General features: G+C 36.1%; 14 protein-coding genes and 1 pseudogene. 7 read left to right on the forward strand and 8 right to left on the reverse strand.

What is annotated here, in order from left to right; genetic code table 11:
* Positions 1–10: 10 nt before the first annotated feature.
* The 8 genes and pseudogenes from lptF to CVFO_RS05555 form a co-directional block, all read right to left on the reverse strand.
* Positions 11–1,135 carry an LPS export ABC transporter permease LptF gene (lptF, locus tag CVFO_RS05520; protein WP_201339058.1) on the reverse strand — a complete coding sequence of 375 codons (1,125 nt, stop codon included), beginning with the start codon at positions 1,133–1,135 and terminating at the stop codon, positions 11–13.
* 258 nt (positions 1,136–1,393) lie between these two features.
* Positions 1,394–2,656, reverse strand: a complete 1,263-nt coding sequence (gene rho / locus CVFO_RS05525) for a transcription termination factor Rho (RefSeq protein WP_201339059.1) — start codon at positions 2,654–2,656, stop codon at positions 1,394–1,396.
* 119 nt (positions 2,657–2,775) lie between these two features.
* Positions 2,776–3,102 carry a thioredoxin TrxA gene (gene trxA / locus CVFO_RS05530; RefSeq protein WP_201339060.1) on the reverse strand — a complete coding sequence of 109 codons (327 nt, stop codon included), beginning with the start codon at positions 3,100–3,102 and terminating at the stop codon, positions 2,776–2,778.
* Positions 3,103–3,195: 93 nt separating this feature from the next.
* A complete protein-coding gene (glnD, locus tag CVFO_RS05535) occupies positions 3,196–5,712 on the reverse strand; it encodes a [protein-PII] uridylyltransferase (RefSeq protein ID WP_201339061.1) in 2,517 nt (838 codons plus the stop codon).
* 114 nt (positions 5,713–5,826) lie between these two features.
* On the reverse strand, positions 5,827–6,333 hold the full coding sequence (locus CVFO_RS05540; protein ID WP_201339062.1) for a calcium-binding protein: 507 nt from the start codon (positions 6,331–6,333) through the stop codon (positions 5,827–5,829).
* A gap of 24 nt (positions 6,334–6,357) precedes the next feature.
* A pseudogene (locus CVFO_RS05545) lies at positions 6,358–7,464 on the reverse strand (IS3 family transposase).
* A gap of 683 nt (positions 7,465–8,147) precedes the next feature.
* Positions 8,148–9,512: a glutamate--tRNA ligase gene (gene gltX / locus CVFO_RS05550; protein WP_201339063.1), complete on the reverse strand. Its 1,365-nt coding sequence runs from the start codon at positions 9,510–9,512 to the stop codon at positions 8,148–8,150.
* Positions 9,513–9,517: 5 nt separating this feature from the next.
* Positions 9,518–9,967 (reverse strand): tetratricopeptide repeat protein, encoded by a 450-nt coding sequence (locus CVFO_RS05555; RefSeq protein WP_201339064.1) that lies wholly within the window; start codon positions 9,965–9,967, stop codon positions 9,518–9,520.
* An 80-nt stretch (positions 9,968–10,047) separates the two neighbouring features.
* On the opposite strand from CVFO_RS05555, the gene CVFO_RS05560 reads away from it, so the two are divergent.
* From CVFO_RS05560 to murU, 7 genes are read left to right on the forward strand one after another with little or no spacing between them, the layout of a single operon-like run.
* On the forward strand, positions 10,048–10,410 hold the full coding sequence (locus CVFO_RS05560) for an Mth938-like domain-containing protein (RefSeq protein WP_201339065.1): 363 nt from the start codon (positions 10,048–10,050) through the stop codon (positions 10,408–10,410).
* Positions 10,407–11,546, forward strand: coding sequence for a rod shape-determining protein RodA (gene rodA / locus CVFO_RS05565; protein ID WP_201339066.1), 1,140 nt, complete (start codon positions 10,407–10,409; stop codon positions 11,544–11,546). The genes CVFO_RS05560 and rodA overlap by 4 nt, the downstream gene beginning before the upstream one ends.
* The gene (gene mltB, locus CVFO_RS05570) at positions 11,546–12,538 is read left to right on the forward strand and encodes a lytic murein transglycosylase B (RefSeq protein WP_201339067.1); all 993 of its coding nucleotides are present in this window, start codon (positions 11,546–11,548) and stop codon (positions 12,536–12,538) included. Before rodA ends, mltB begins: the two co-directional genes overlap by 1 nt.
* A gap of 6 nt (positions 12,539–12,544) precedes the next feature.
* Positions 12,545–13,672 carry a D-alanyl-D-alanine carboxypeptidase family protein gene (locus CVFO_RS05575; protein ID WP_201339069.1) on the forward strand — a complete coding sequence of 376 codons (1,128 nt, stop codon included), beginning with the start codon at positions 12,545–12,547 and terminating at the stop codon, positions 13,670–13,672.
* Positions 13,672–14,505, forward strand: a complete 834-nt coding sequence (gene dat / locus CVFO_RS05580) for a D-amino-acid transaminase (RefSeq protein WP_201339071.1) — start codon at positions 13,672–13,674, stop codon at positions 14,503–14,505. Before CVFO_RS05575 ends, dat begins: the two co-directional genes overlap by 1 nt.
* Entirely contained in the window at positions 14,498–15,445 is a 948-nt protein-coding gene (locus CVFO_RS05585) for an aminoglycoside phosphotransferase family protein (RefSeq protein ID WP_201339073.1), read from the forward strand. The genes dat and CVFO_RS05585 overlap by 8 nt, the downstream gene beginning before the upstream one ends.
* A complete protein-coding gene (murU, locus tag CVFO_RS05590) occupies positions 15,433–16,086 on the forward strand; it encodes an N-acetylmuramate alpha-1-phosphate uridylyltransferase MurU (protein ID WP_201339075.1) in 654 nt (217 codons plus the stop codon). Before CVFO_RS05585 ends, murU begins: the two co-directional genes overlap by 13 nt.
* Positions 16,087–16,101 lie beyond the last annotated feature (15 nt).

The raw sequence follows: 16,101 nt of genomic DNA on the forward strand, positions 1-16,101 counted from the left end.
ATTTTACACTTTAAAAGGTGTAACGCTTTTTATAAAAAATAAAAATCAACAATAGCATCGCTAAATGCACCCACCACAGCCCAATAATTGGCAAAAACTCTCCTCGCTCTAGGGCTGATTTTGCAATTAATAAAACATTGTTATACACAATAAATGCAACAACACCAACCAGTACGCCTAAATTTTTACCACTTCGTGGGGAGGTTTTTCCAAGTAATACGCCAAGCACTGATAATATTAAAATACTCAAGGGCTGAGATATTCTCCATTGAAACTCTGCTATTTCTGTCAATTTGTTAGAAAATAACAATTCAAACGTCGACTTTGATTCTACTTTAGTAACTGTGCTAATAGTTTTTTGTACCTCGCCATCAATAATTTGCAAATCATATAGTTTAAAATTTAAGATTTTTTTATTTTTATCCGAAGGAAAACCGTGATAACGCGTACCATTTTTAAGGCGTAAATACACGCTGTTGGTGTTTAAGTTGGTGTATTTTTGAGCTTGCTTTGCCAAGGTTATAACTGGCTCATTATTGACCAATGTATAAATAAAAATTTCTTCCATATTTTGCTCTTTAGCATTATCAGCATCACTGACCTTTGATGCGTAAAAAACAATATCACCATTTTTAAACTCTTGAAACTCACTCTCTTTAATAAAAGAAAATTCAGATGCATTTTCACTACGTTCCATAATCAAGCCTCTTTGTTGCTTAGACCAAGGCACCACAACTGTCGTTAAAAGCAAAACAAAGATAAAAACAAAGATAACAAGCGGCTGAATAAATATCATGAAATACTTATCACCTAAGCCTAATGAGTTCATCACAATAGCTTCTGAATCCTTATAAAGCTTGCTAATACTCAAAATAATAGCCAATAATAAAGATAAAGATAAAATTAGCGCAACATCTCTAATCATATTAAAACCGACCAGTGGCAATAAGTCTGCAACAGGTATGCCTTCTTTTAAACTTTCTTTAATCACCAGCACTAATTGGTTGCCAAAAACAACCAAAGCAATCACAATAAATACCGCACTCAAAAGCACCAATACGTTACGCATTAAATACCTAGCTAGAATACTATTTTGTAATTTAAGAGCTCTAGCTACTATAGGAGGAAGTTTCATACTTTAAGATGTTGCTACGCAACCCAGTGTAGTCTAGGAAATACACTCTTTTCAGTATTCTTTTGAGAGATGAAAAACGGTGTACTTTTTAAGAAAAAATGAGAACAACAGTCGGCTATTTGACGAATTTTTTCCTGAGGAAAATACTGTTTTATAGGCTTCATAAATTATATTGAGTTGGTATAGTCTCCTTGAGTATACTTAAAGCGATTAATGAGTGCTCAGAATAATTAGGCAATGATTTTTTAAATAAATTTGTTACTTTTTTTGCGACATTGAAGCGAAAAACTCATCATTGGTTTTGGTCAATTTTAAGCGATCAATTAAGAATTCAGCCGCCTCAACAGTGTCCATAGGATGCAGAATTTTGCGTAAAATCCACATTTTTTGTAATTCTTTTTCATCCGTAATTAACTCTTCACGGCGCGTACCAGAAGCATTAATATTAATTGCTGGGAAAATTCGCTTTTCACTCAAGCGCTTTTCTAAATGAAGCTCCATATTACCTGTGCCTTTAAATTCTTGATAAATAACTTCATCCATTTTTGAACCAGTGTCAATCAATGCGGTGGCAATAATGGTAATACTTCCACCATTTTCAATGTTTCTAGCTGCACCAAAAAAACGCTTAGGACGTTGTAGTGCATTAGCATCAACACCACCTGTTAGTACCTTGCCTGATGAAGGGACGATTGTATTATAAGCGCGCGCCAAACGTGTAATTGAATCTAGCAAAATAATCACATCTTTGCCTTGTTCTGCGCGTCGTTTGGCTTTTTGAATCACCATTTCAGCAACTTTCACATGACGTTTTGCTGACTCATCAAATGTTGAAGCGATTACCTCACCACGTACGGTGCGTGCCATTTCTGTTACTTCTTCAGGGCGTTCATCAATTAAAAGCACAATCAATTCACATTTTGGATGATTAACTGAAATAGAAGTGGCGATATTTTGCATAATCATGGTTTTACCTGCCTTAGGTGGTGCAACCAACAAGCCCCTTTGCCCTTTACCAAATGGCGTAACAAGATCAATCACTCTGGCAGTAATATCTTCGGTACCACCATTGCCAATTTCTAAATTGAGTCTTTCATTAGGATGAATGGGTGTAAGTGAGGCAAATGGCACTCTATTTCTAACATTGTCCGGGTCTTCACCGTTCACTTCTGATACTTTAATTAAAGCAAAATACTTTTCACCCTTTTTAGGTGCTCTAATTTTTCCTGCAACTAAATCACCGGTTGATAAATTAAAACGTCTAATTTGATTAGGTGAAATATAAATATCATCCGCACCCGAGGTATAAGAATCATCACTTGATCTTAAAAAACCATAACCATCTTGCAACACATCCAAAACACCATCGCCTAACACTTCCTCATCATTAGCCGCTTTAGCTTTAAGAATAATGAAAATTAGGGTTTGTTTTTTAGCTCTAGAAATATTTTCTGCACCTAGGGATTGTGCTAATTCTAATAACTCTTCTGGGCTAAATTTTTTGAGTTCTGATAATTTCATGAATGTGTCCATATTAAGGATAAGTATTTTTTTACTTAACAAGGGGTATACGTCTAAAGCGCTAGAAGGTTTTGTTAAACTGAGTAGTTAAGATAAAAACAATCAGTTATTTAGTTTTTTTAAATATTGGCATCAATAAATGCACTAAGTTCCGCTTTTGAAAGTGCGCCCATTTTGGTTGCTTGAACAGCGCCATCAGAAAATAACAACATCGTTGGAATGCCGCGAATACCATACTTTGGTGGTGTTTGCTCGTTCTCGTCTATATTAACTTTAGCAATAATGACTTTACCATCATATTCATCAGCAATCTCATCTAATACAGGTGCTAATGCCTTACATGGTCCGCACCACTCAGCCCAAAAATCTACCAATACCACTTGTGATGAGTTAACAACATCTGCTTCAAAAGAGGCGTCAGTCACTACTTTAATTTTATCGTTCATATTTTTTGTAATGTTAATCTGAAATGAAAAAAGAAACAGCAGAACTGCTGATTGCATAAAATTATATCATCATTTAACTTGCGTAATATCTTTTTACAATCTTTCTTCCAAGGCCTCTTTAAGCACTGATTGTTCTGTCACACTCAATGGCTGATTTTTAGCATTGCTAATAAAAAACACATCTTCAACTCTTTCCCCCATGGTGGCAATTCTAGCATTAATTAATGAAATGTCTAACTCGAAAAAAACATAGGCAATGTTAGAAAGTATGCCCTGCTTGTCAAGCACATTAATCTCTAATTGGGTTAAATTCCACTGTTCATTCGCACTAAAACTAACTTTCATTTTATGATCAAAGTATCGATGCGTGTATATACCATGGGTTGTTCTTACGCTTACATCTAAATCATCCAACTCATTTTTGATTTCTTGATTTATATTGATGTGCTCAAGCGCTTCATCTTGCAAAACACTAATCGTGTTATACACTTTTCTGTTCTTTGTGGTTAGGATTTTAGCATCCACAATATCAAGACCCAGCCTTTCAAGAATACTAATTAATTTAAAGAATAAACCTTTAAAATCATCACACAACACAAAAATATCAACCACATTGTGTTGTGAAATTTTAGAACTAACAATAATCTTATCATTGGTTATTTTGGTAGCAAGACTCAAATGCCATAAAATATCGTCAACCTCATAACGCACATAATAGTCTTTAGGCAAGGTTGACAATACCTTTTCAACATCACTCATTTGATAGCCCTGAGCAATAGAATTCTTAATAATGATTTGCTTAATGTCTTGTACTCTTTGGTCCACACTTGGGCGCTGACTATTACTGCTTTCTAGGTATTTTTTGGTATTATAAAATAGTTTTTTTAATAAGGAGTCTTTCCAGCTATTCCACAAATCATCTTTTGTTGCACGAATATCAGCATTTGTTAATAAATATAAAAATTCTAAAAATTCAACCGTGCCCACTTGTTTAGAAAAACGCTCAATCACTTCAAAATCACCAATATCTTGCTTTTGCGCAACCATTGACATAAGTAAATGCTTTTCAACTAACTTTGAAACCAAATCAGTATCACTTGTTTTTAATTGATGGTGCTGGCAAAACTCACGTGCATCAATGGCACCCAACTGGGCATGCTCCCCACCTCTACCTTTGGCGATATCATGAAAAAGCCCTGCCAATAATAGCAACTCTGGTTTTTGAATACCTTGTGCTATCTCGCTACAAAGCGCAAATTCCTTAGCAAACTCGGGTATAAAAAAACGCCTCAAATTACGAATCACAAACAACGTATGCTGGTCCACCGTGTAAGCATGAAATAAATCGTATTGCATTAGCCCCATAATCTTACCAAAAGCAGGAATGTAATGCTCTAAAATACCGTAACGATTCATGAGTTTTAACGCCTTATTAACCCCTTGATTTTGCTGTAACAACTCAATGAATAAGCGATTATTTTTGCGCTTTTTGTAATAATCAAAATCAATTAAATTAATGCTATTTTGCATTTGTCTAAGTGTTTTTGCACTAATACCCCGTACATAATTATGCTTGGCGATGAGCAAAAATATTTCAATAAAAGCAGATGGCGTTTGGATAAAAACCTGCTCATCAATTGAATGAATATAACCATGACTAATCATAAAGCGACTGTTCAAGTGCTGTGTGTTTAAAATCTCATCTTCTAATAATTGCAACAAAATATCATTAAGACGCGACACTCTAGTCACAGTTTGGTAATAATCCTTCATAAAAGCTTCAACCGCTAAAGAATCCCCATCAACATAACCCAGCATGGTTGCCACAGATTTTTGATATTGGAATGCAAGCCTGTCTTCACGCCGATTAGCGATAATATGCAGTGCAAATCTGACTTTGAATAGAAATAGTTGTGATGTTTTTAATAACCCATACTCAGTGGTTGTTAAATATTGCTTATCGACCAGTTCAAACAAAGTATTAACGTCAAAATACCACTTTGCTACCCACACAATTGTTTGAATGTCTCTAAGACCGCCAGGGCTTTGTTTGATGTTTGGTTCTAAGTTATAAGCAGTATTGGACAAATTTTGATGACGATTGTGTTGCTCTTTTTGCTTTTCAACTAAAAATGATTGGCTTGACCAAACGCTAGATTTAATCACAGCCTTCATCTTAAAAAACAAAGATGCTTTACCTAAAATAATGCGAGACTCTAATAAATTAGTCACTACACTAAGATCATCAATCACACTAATACAATCTTTCAAATCCCGAGTTGCATGCCCTACTTCCAAGTTCACATCCCATAAAAATATTAAAAAACTAGCAATACTTTGTTGATAGGTATCATGCGCACCATCAGGAATTAAAATCAACAAATCTATATCCGAATACGGATGCAACTCTCCCCTGCCATAACCACCAACAGCCACCAAACATAACTGGTCTAAAAGATTAAAACTTTGCCAAATATCTTTAAGTAATTGATCAACCCCTTCACTTCTAGCCAATACAAGTGTTTGAGCTGCCTCTGGATTATTTAAAAAATCCGCCTTGATTGAGTCTTGTAATGCTTGATATTGCGCTTTAAATATTGATAAATCCATGCCCTATTTTATCAAAATACAAGCTGGCTACTATTTTTATTCATCATAATAACACTCTATACCAAGTAAGGTTTAGTGTAGTTACAAGAATCCACTTGTTATCTGCTCTACAATTTATAATACTTGCCAATCATTCACACTATTGACCACCACAGCATTCATTAACACTGACTGACTCCACTGAGTACCATCAACAAAATCAATTCTATCAATAGCAATTTGACTGGCATTATCATTAGTCTCAAACCTTACTTTATCGCCTGTATCCAAAATCTCTAAGTAAATATAGGTGTCATCTTGATATAGTCCTATATCTTGCATATTAATACCCTGCCCAAATTTGAGCACATCATAACCATTCGCATCCATCACTTCTAACTGTCCATCGTCAAGGTTAAAGATATAGGTATCGTTGTCTGTGCCAGCGTTAAGGATGTCGTTGCCAGCATCACCGTCTAGGGTGTCATGACCTGAACCACCATCTAAAATATCAAACCCACTGCCGCTTGTCAAAATATCATTACCATTGGTACCTATTAGGTGTAAATCAGCATCTCTTGCTAAAGCTTGTAGTAGTTGATTGCCAGTTTCATCACCTGCTTGTTCTAGTACTGGTTGCAATGCTCTAACCTACTTGGACACATTTCAAGCCGCTTTTTTCAATTCAGCCATCTCTTGAGCAGGTGTTAAATACCCAATCGCTGAATGAATCCTTTTGTAATTATACAAGTAGATATAACCCTCTACATTTTGCACGACTTCACTATGATTTGCAAAACTTTGATAATTTAATCTCTCAGTCTTCAGACTTCTAAAGAAACGCTCCATGACCGCATTATCCCAACAATTACCTCGCCTGCTCATGCTTTGAGTAATGTTGTTCTTGTTGCAATAATCAATAAAAACTTTAGAAGAGTATTGAGTCCCTTGATCAGAGTGGAACATGTGTTTATTTGTATTGGGCTGGTGTCTAGACACAGCATTACTAAGCGCATCCTTTGCCAACTGAGCATTAGGCTGTTTTGACAATGCCCAACCAACAACTTGTCTTGAGCCTAAATCCAACACACTGGCTAAATAACTCCCACCTTGATAGGTTTTGATATAGGTAATATCACCAACCCAATGCGTATTAATTGATTGCTGCTCAAACACACGATTTAATAGGTTTTTTGCCTTTTTAAACATCAATCTAGTATTAGGGTAATAATGACGCTTTCTTGGGCGTATGGCAACTACATTGGCTTTTTTCATTAGCGTTGCAGTTTGGTAAATACCAATGTTATAACCTTGGTTATTCAAAACTACTCGCATTCTGCGTTTGCCATAGGTGTATCCAACTTCAATAGCAGTTTGTTTGATTAATTTAATCATAGCGTTGGTGTTGTTGTTTACTCGCTTATCTTTGACTTGATAGTAATAACTACTGCGAGGAAGTTTGAGTAATGCTCATAATTCTTTAGTATTGTATTGTTGGCAAGCCTTGTTTATCTTGATAATCATATCACTTGGTGATTGTCCACAGCGAACAAGGCTGTTGCCTTTTTTAAGATTTCATTGTCCCTTTGTGCGCGCCAAAGTTGTTTCTCAAGCAGTTGTATTGTTTGTTGTTCAGAAGTCAGCGCTTTGCCTGACTCTGGTGTTTGTCCACCAAGCTCTGCTAGGTATTGTTTTCTCCATCTGCTAACTGCTGAGGAGCAAGCTCCTGATATTATCATGATTTTTTTTATTGGTGTAATTCTCATGCACCATGAGTTTGGCATAATCTAGTGTTCCCCCCCCTCAAGGGGGTATTGAACAGAATGTTCAACGGTAAAAGTCACTCGTTGTTTTCTTGATTTATATTGTGTCATTACTGACCTCCTTATGGTTTGTATTATAAGGCTATCTTTGTGTCCAATAAAATTAGACTATTGCAGTAAAATTAAAAAGATAACTTAGTTTGTTAGAATTGGTGTTTATTCGTATTTTTTGATGTTCACTTTTTTAAGCCACGTTAATGTCTAGGCCTTTTAGGACTTCAAAGCCATTGGTGGCTTTATTGCCAAACAGTTCAAAACTATCGTCAATCTTGCCATTGTTGTCGTGGTCAAAATACCAATAAAATCTTTTTTATTGTTTTTGTCATAATCTTATGGTTAAATTATTTAATGATTTATTTTTACCGTGCAAACAAGCGAATATTTAAAAAATATTTTTGCACTATATTACCTTTGAAAACTTATTGGTAGTTAATAAATGGTCATTCTTTTAACCGATTTAATGATTTTTGTAAACACACTCAATGTTTAAAAAGCCATTTTTTAATCTTGGTTAAGCTGACTCTTTCTACACGATATGTGCTGAAAATGCCGATATAGACTTTAAATAGCCATTTCAAACTATTCGTTTTATTGGTGGTAAGGAGTGTGTTTATTTAATGACGGCTGTTTCTTTTAAAAACTAATCGCCATTTTTAGGCGTGATAGTGTTTTATCTTTACCAACCAGTTCAGCTACAATATCAATACTACCTGCATTGCCGTTGCCACTTAGTGCAAGCCTAAAAGGTTGGCCTACCTTGCCAAAACCGATGTTAAGCTCAAAGCACACCTCTTTAACGGCTTGTTTGACGTTGTTGGCTTGCCAAGTACTTAGGGCTTCTAGTTTTGTAAGTAAGTGCTTGAGTGGCGTTTTATCTTTAAAGTGTTTTTTGGCAAGTTTTTCGTCAAAAGTATCGAAATCTTGATAAAACATTTTCACTTCAGCTGCCATATCAACTAAGGTTTTACATCTATCTTGTAAATGTTGGACAACTGTTTTAATATCAGGCGTGTCTGTAGTGGTAATTGCTTGATTTTTCAGATGCCAAGTTAGGTTATTAAGTAAATTCTCAACACTGGAATTTTTAATGGTTTCTTGATTGAGCCATAAAAGCTTATCTTGATTAAAGCTTGCAGGCGCCTTGTTAATGTTTTTTAATTCAAACAGTTTAACAATTTCATCCATAGAAAATATTTCTTGATCGCCATGCGACCAACCTAAGCGAGCTAAATAATTAAGCAAGGCTTCGGGCAAAAAACCCGCATCTCGATAAGCCATGACACTCACAGCACCGTGGCGTTTTGAAAGACGCGCACCATCACTGCCTAAAATCATGGGCAAGTGTGCAAATTCTGGCAAATGCCAGCCTAATGCCTGATAAAGGTTAATTTGCTTAGGAGTGTTGTTAATATGGTCATCACCACGAATAACACAATCAATTTGCATGTCATGGTCATCAATCACCACGGTTAAATTATAAGTTGGTATGCCATCGCTACGAGCGATAATTAAATCATCCAACTCTTTATTATTGATTGAAATTCGTCCTTTAACTGCATCATTAAAAACCACTAATCCCTCTTCTGGGTTGTTAAAACGCACAACGCCGGTATTTAGGTTTTTATCTCGACAACAACCATCGTACTTGGCTTTTTTACCTTGCTTGATTAAATCTTCACGTAAGATTTGTAAGCGCTCTTTAGAACATTCGCAATAATAGGCTTTTTTTTTATCTAGTAGTTGCTGTACAACTTGCTTGTAGCGATCAAAACGATCTGTTTGATAAAAAGGGCCCTCGTCATAGTCAAGCCCAAGCCAATCCATGCCTTGTAAAATTGCATCAACGGATGCTTGGGTTGAGCGCTCTAAATCTGTATCTTCAATACGTAATACAAGTTTACCATGTTGCTTTTTAGCCCAAGCCCAAGCAAAAAGTGCAGTTCTAGCACCGCCGATATGTAGGTAGCCTGTTGGGGATGGGGCAAATCTTGATTTCATTATTATTATGGACTTACTTTATCGGCTTTATCAAACCAATATTTTGATTTTTCTAAATCTTGCTCAACCTCTTTACCATCTTCATACAGCATACCCAATGTATACATCGGACCAGGAATGCCAAATTCAGCGCCTTTTTCAAACCACTCAATAGACTTTGTAATGTCTTTTTCTACGCCTTCGCCAGTCATATACGCCACACCTAGCATGTGATGAGCAAATACATGATCTTGACTTGCTGCTTGTAAGAAGTTTTCAAACCCTAAAGGTTGGTTTTTAACCATGCCTAAGCCATTCATTTGCATCATGCCAACACGCCATAAGGCCTCAGCATTACCTTTTGTGGCAAGTGGGGCTAATAATTGATATGCCATGGTAAAATTCTTAGTATCAAATGCAGTAACACCGCTGGATAAATCTGCATCATATATGTCTGTATTGCTTGAATTTGACATCTGTTTCTCTAAAATAAAAAAGTAATTAATTTTACACTGTTATAATGTGCTTTTATTCACCAAATAGTCGCTGTAATACCATGGAATTTAACCAACAAGAGGCGAGCCCTAACAGTATTGTTTCTATCGAAGAACGCCATGTTAAATTAGCACACACACAGCTTAAAGTTCCTTGTTTTATTTCTTCTCGTTATCATTGTGAAATTGACATGACTCATCTTGATGATATTGATAAAGTTTCATTATTCCCCCTATCCAATCAAGATGATATTGATTTATTAATCATCGGCACAGGTGCAACACATCAATTTTTACACCCAAAACAACAAGTAGCCATTCGGCAAATGGGTATTGGCACTGAAAGTATGAATAATAAATCAGCTTGTCGAAGTTTTAACTTACTATTGTCCGATGCCAGATCGGTTGGTTTGTTATTATTATGAAATTATTAAGTATTGCACAAATACGCCACTATTGGCATTATTTTAAGATGGATACGCCTTTATTTTTACTGATTATGGCACTCAGTGGATTTGGACTTGTTGTGCTTTATTCAGCCTCAGCAGGCTCTATGCAAACTATTTACAAACAAGCGTTTCACTTTGTGCTTGCAATTAGTGCGATGCTGGTCATTGCTCAAATACCACCTTACCAACTTAGGCGCCTTTCTCCTTACTTAATGTTATTTGGTATCTTTTTACTGATTTTAGTCTTGATTTTTGGCTCAAGCAGTAGTGGCGCTCAACGCTGGCTTAATTTGGGTTTTATACGCTTTCAGCCTTCTGAAATTATGAAAGTAATTGTACCTATTGCCATTGCCTCAATTTTAAGTGAAAAAACCTTACCACCAAAACCACTACCTGTTTTCTTATCCATTGTTGCCATTATTTCAATCGTAATACTCATTGCCAAACAGCCAGATTTGGGTACTTCTCTATTAATTGGTGCTTCTGGCTTTTACGTGTTGTTTTTTTCAGGCATCCGTGTTCAAATTCTTAAAAATAATTGGTTAAATTTTGCACTAATTTCATCAATCATCACCTCAGGTGCCTATGTTGCATGGAGCTATCTATTAATGGGTTATCAAAAAAAACGCATCCTAACTTTGATTGACCCAAGTTCTGACCCGTTAGGTTCTGGCTATCATATCTTACAATCAAAAATTGCGATTGGATCTGGCGGCTTGGTTGGCAAGGGTTTGGAGCAAGGTTCCCAATCCCAACTTAATTTCCTGCCTGAGCATGCAACTGATTTTATCTTTGCTGTGATCGCTGAAGAGTTGGGCTTTATGGGTGTTATATTTTTATTTACCTTGTACGGGCTAATTATTTACCGATTATTGGTCATTTCTTTCCAGTCAGAAGATAATTTTTCAAAACTATTAGGTGCAAGTTTAACTCTTATCTTCTTTACTTATATTTTTGTTAATGTTAGCATGGTGTCTGGGCTATTACCTGTGGTGGGTGTGCCATTGCCACTGATTAGCTATGGCGGCTCATCACTCATCACTTTAATGTCTAGCTTTGGCATTATCATGGCAATTCGCAAACACAAAACACCAAGATATTTACAAAATTAATGCGCGTACTTTTACTTTTACTTGTTTGTTTTTCTAGCTCGATTGTTGCTAAAACTTTACCAGCAACCAACTTTCAAGCAACTCATGACTTTATTAATAGAATGGTGAAAAATCATCAATTTAACAAGGATGAGTTGCTGTTTATTTTTTCAAAAATTGAGCTAACACTTGCAGATAAAAACCAAAAAAAGAAAAAAAGAAAAAAAGAAAAAACCATGTCTTGGGATAAATACAAAGGTTTATTTATTACTGAGCAGCGCATTAAAGACGGCATCAACTTTTGGCAAGATAACTTAACAACGCTTAAACGCGCTGAAAGTAAATACAATGTACCTGCAGAAATCATAGTTGCTATTTTGGGTATTGAAACCAACTATGGCAACAAAAAAGGCACACATCCAACTTTGGAAACGCTAGCAAAACGAGCCTTTGGTAATTATAGAAGGAAAAAATTCTATCAAAAAGAGTTAAAAGAGTTCTTGCTTATGTCACGTGAAAACGTCATTCCACCTTTATCCATACAAGGTTCTTATGCAGGTGCAATGGGGTATCCACAGTTTATTGCCAGCTCTTATAGATACTACGCTGTTGATTTTAACCATGACGGTAAGATTGATTTATTCTCAAATCCTATTGACGCAATCGGCTCCATTGCTAATTATTTTGATCAACACCAGTGGCATGATGGGGGCGAATTTGCAAGACCCATTACACTTCAATTAAACCACTTAAAACACGCTAGATTAAGCACTAGTAAACCTAAAAAAAATACTCAGTACTGGCGTAATAAGGGTTTGGACATTCACCAAGATATTAAGAATAAAACCAAATTGGCATTTATCAGCCTGCCACAAGATGAAATCAATGAAACTTGGCTCACTTTTTGGAATTTTTACGTGCTAACGCGTTATAATCATGATAATAGATATGCGATGGCAGCTTATCAACTATCAAACAAGTTAAAACAAGCATTCAATCAACTAAACAACTAATACTTTATGCAATATCAATCATTTACTAAGCCCCTGGTTATCCTTATATCCTCTCTTACCTTAAACACTCAAGCGGCAATTTTTATCACTCCTAAAGCACCCGAAATATCTGCTGCTGCTTATAGTATTGTTGATTACAATTCCGGTAAGGTCATTGCAAGCAATAAGCAATTTGATAAACGCGCACCAGCAAGTCTAACCAAACTAATGACAGCTTATGTCGTTTTTCAACTTATTAACGACGGTCGTATCAGCTTAGAAGATGAAGTGCGTATCAGCAAAAAGGCGTGGAAAACAGGCGGTTCAAAAAGTTTTGTAGAAGTGGGCAAAACCATTAAACTTGAAACCTTACTTAAGGGCATGATTATTCAATCTGGTAATGATTCCGCTGTCGCCCTGGCTGAACACATTGCAGGAACTGAAGGCACGTTTGCCACTTATATGAATGAATATGCACGTCAACTTGGTATGAATAATTCTTGGTTTGAAAACGCTTCTGGCTTGCCAAATGATAATCAGTACACCACTGCTGCTGATATAACATTATTAGTAACAGCAACAATCAGAGACTTCCCCCAATTCTACCCATGGTACTCACAAAAAGAATTCACTTACCATGGCATTAAACAGCGCAATCGCAATAAACTACTATGGAGCGACCATACAGTAGATGGGCTGAAAACTGGATTTACTAAAAAAGCAGGTTATAACTTAGTGGTCAGTGCCAAACGCGTTGGTATGCGTTTGATTTCTGTTGTGTTAGGGTCTAGTAGTGTGAACGCTCGAACCTCACAAACACGAAAAATTCTTGACTACGGCTTTCGCTTTTTTGAAACTCAAACCATTAAAGATATCAAAAAAGAAGTGCCTATTACTAGCGCAACCAAAGACACACTAAAGGTAGGTACGTCAAAGGTAGTCAGCTTCACTCTAGCGCGTGGCCAGTTCAAACTTTCAGACCAAGTGATTCAACTTGATACAGCCTTGTCAGCACCTATCAATAAAGGTGATATTGTTGGCAAATTACTCATCCAGTTTGAAGGTAAAACCATGGTAAGCATTCCACTGGTTGCACTTGAAGATGCACAACAAGCGGACTTCTTCTCACGTATGCTTGAGGCTATTGGGTTTTAGTGGTATTTTTAAACGGCGAATTTATTGAAAAAAACCAAGCACATATTTCTGTGATGGATAGAGGGTTTTTGTTTGGCGATGGTGTTTATGAAGTCATTCCTGTTTATAACAACAAAATATTTCGCCTTAATAAACATCTATTGCGCTTACAAACAAGCCTTGATTCAGTCAAAATTAAAAACCCGTATAATTCAAAAGAATGGGGCGATATTCTAAGCAAACTTCTTGGCTTTTATAACAACCAAGAACAATCAATTTACTTACAAATAAGTCGTGGGGTGAGCGACAAACGTAAACACAGTTTTAATGATTTAACACCAACAGTTTATATTGAATCAAGTCCCTTGCTGACCAAAACTAAGCAAGCACTTCAAGCAGGTTTTGCAGCCATTACCCAGCCAGATATTCGCTGGCATCGATGCGACATTAAATCCACCTCTCTTTTAGTCAATGTTATGTATTCACAACAAGCAAAAGAAAAAAACGTTGAAGAGGTTATTCTTCATCGAGACAATCAAGTGACTGAAGGCGCGACTTCCAATGTATTTATAATCAAAAATGGCATGCTATTTACCCATCCAACTAGTATTCATATCCTGTCTGGTATTACTCGCGATTTAGTACTAGAAAGTGCAAAAGCATGCCATATTCCTATTAAAGAAACCTCATTTTCAATGAGTAAGCTAAACACTGCAGATGAACTGTGGATTTCTAGCTCCACGCGTGAAATCATGCCCATTACCCAAGTTGATGGCAAGTTAATCAACTGTGGCAATATTGGTAATGTCTGGGGCTGTGTTTATGATTATTACCAAAGTTTAAAAAATGCATGATGAGCGTCTAGATAAACTAGGCAATTGGCTTGAAAATTTCTTTGGTCATCAAAATTTTGCACTCACAAGTGCAAGTGATGATGCTAGTTTTCGTCGTTATTTTAGAGTCCAGTCTCAGCAAGAAACTTTTATTGCCATGGATGCTGCGCCACCCTCAAAGGAAAATACTGGGTCTTTTATCAAAATTGCTAAACTATTTAACCGGCATAATATTCATGCACCAAAAATCATCAGCATAGATTTAAAACAAGGTTTTTTATTGTTGGAGGATTTGGGTTCAACCACCTTTTTACAAACCTTAAATGGGAATTTTAATCTTGATTTATACAAAATAGCCATTAACGAACTCATCAAAATACAAGCCATTAACACTCAAAACCTAGTACTTAAAAAATACGACAAACAACTGCTCAACACTGAAATGCAGCTACTGACAGATTGGTACTTACCTAAAACGCTATCCAATACCCATCTTCAAAATTTACAAGCTATTTTTAGGTTATTGTCTGACAATGCGCTTAATTCAAAACAAGTGTTCGTACACCGTGATTATCATTGTCGCAACTTAATGACACTAAAAGACAATGATTTGGGCGTGATTGATTTTCAAGATGCACTAATTGGCTCAAATACTTATGATTTATGTTCACTACTTAAAGATGCTTACTTTGAATTGCAACCCCTTGAATTGCAAATGCTTTTACAATACTACTACGATCAGGCTAATATTGATACTGAATTTTCTCAATTTGAAAAACAGTTTGAATTGATGGGACTGCAACGTCATTTGAAAATATTAGGCATCTTTAAACGTCTGTCAATTAGAGACAACAAGCACCGATACTTAAACGACCTACCATTGGTTAAAAAGTACGCACAACAAACAGCTAATAAATACCCAGAACTTGCAGCACTTAAAGAGGTTTTATGTTTGGTATGATTCTAGCAGCAGGTCGAGGAAAGCGCATGATGCTACTGACTAAGAACACACCAAAACCTTTAATTAAGGTTCAAGGTTTAACACTCATTGAACATTCAATTAACGCCTTAAAAAATGCTGGCATCACCAAAATAGTCATTAACATTTCATATTTAGGCGAACAAATTAAGTCTCATCTTGGTAATGGCTCAAAATTTGGTGTCAATATTCACTATAGCGACGAGTCAAAAGGCGTGTTAGAAACTGCAGGCGGTATTATAAAAGCATTGCCCTTGTTAGGCATCAAGCCTTTTGTTGTCATTAACAGCGATGTGCTTTGTGATTATGATTTGTCAAACCTAACACTCCCAGAAAACTCACTAGCTCATCTTGTACTAATTGACAATCCTAAGCACAATCCAGCAGGTGATTTTTCATTAAACGATACTCAATTAACCCTAGCAGATACAAAAACCTACACCTTTTCTGGTGTTGGTATTTACCACCCCACTCTGTTCAAATCTTATTTATTTGAGAAAAAATTAGCACTCTCAAAGGTGCTAAAAGCAGCCATTGCTAAAAATCAAATTAGTGCAGAATACTACACTGGCTACTGGCAAGATATAGGCACACCAGAACGTTTAGAATTAGCCAACAAGTAAGCCAGACTAAATGTA

It is taken from the genome of Isorropodon fossajaponicum endosymbiont JTNG4 (assembly GCF_016592615.1).
In the GTDB taxonomy this organism is placed as follows: Bacteria; Pseudomonadota; Gammaproteobacteria; order PS1; family Pseudothioglobaceae; genus Ruthia.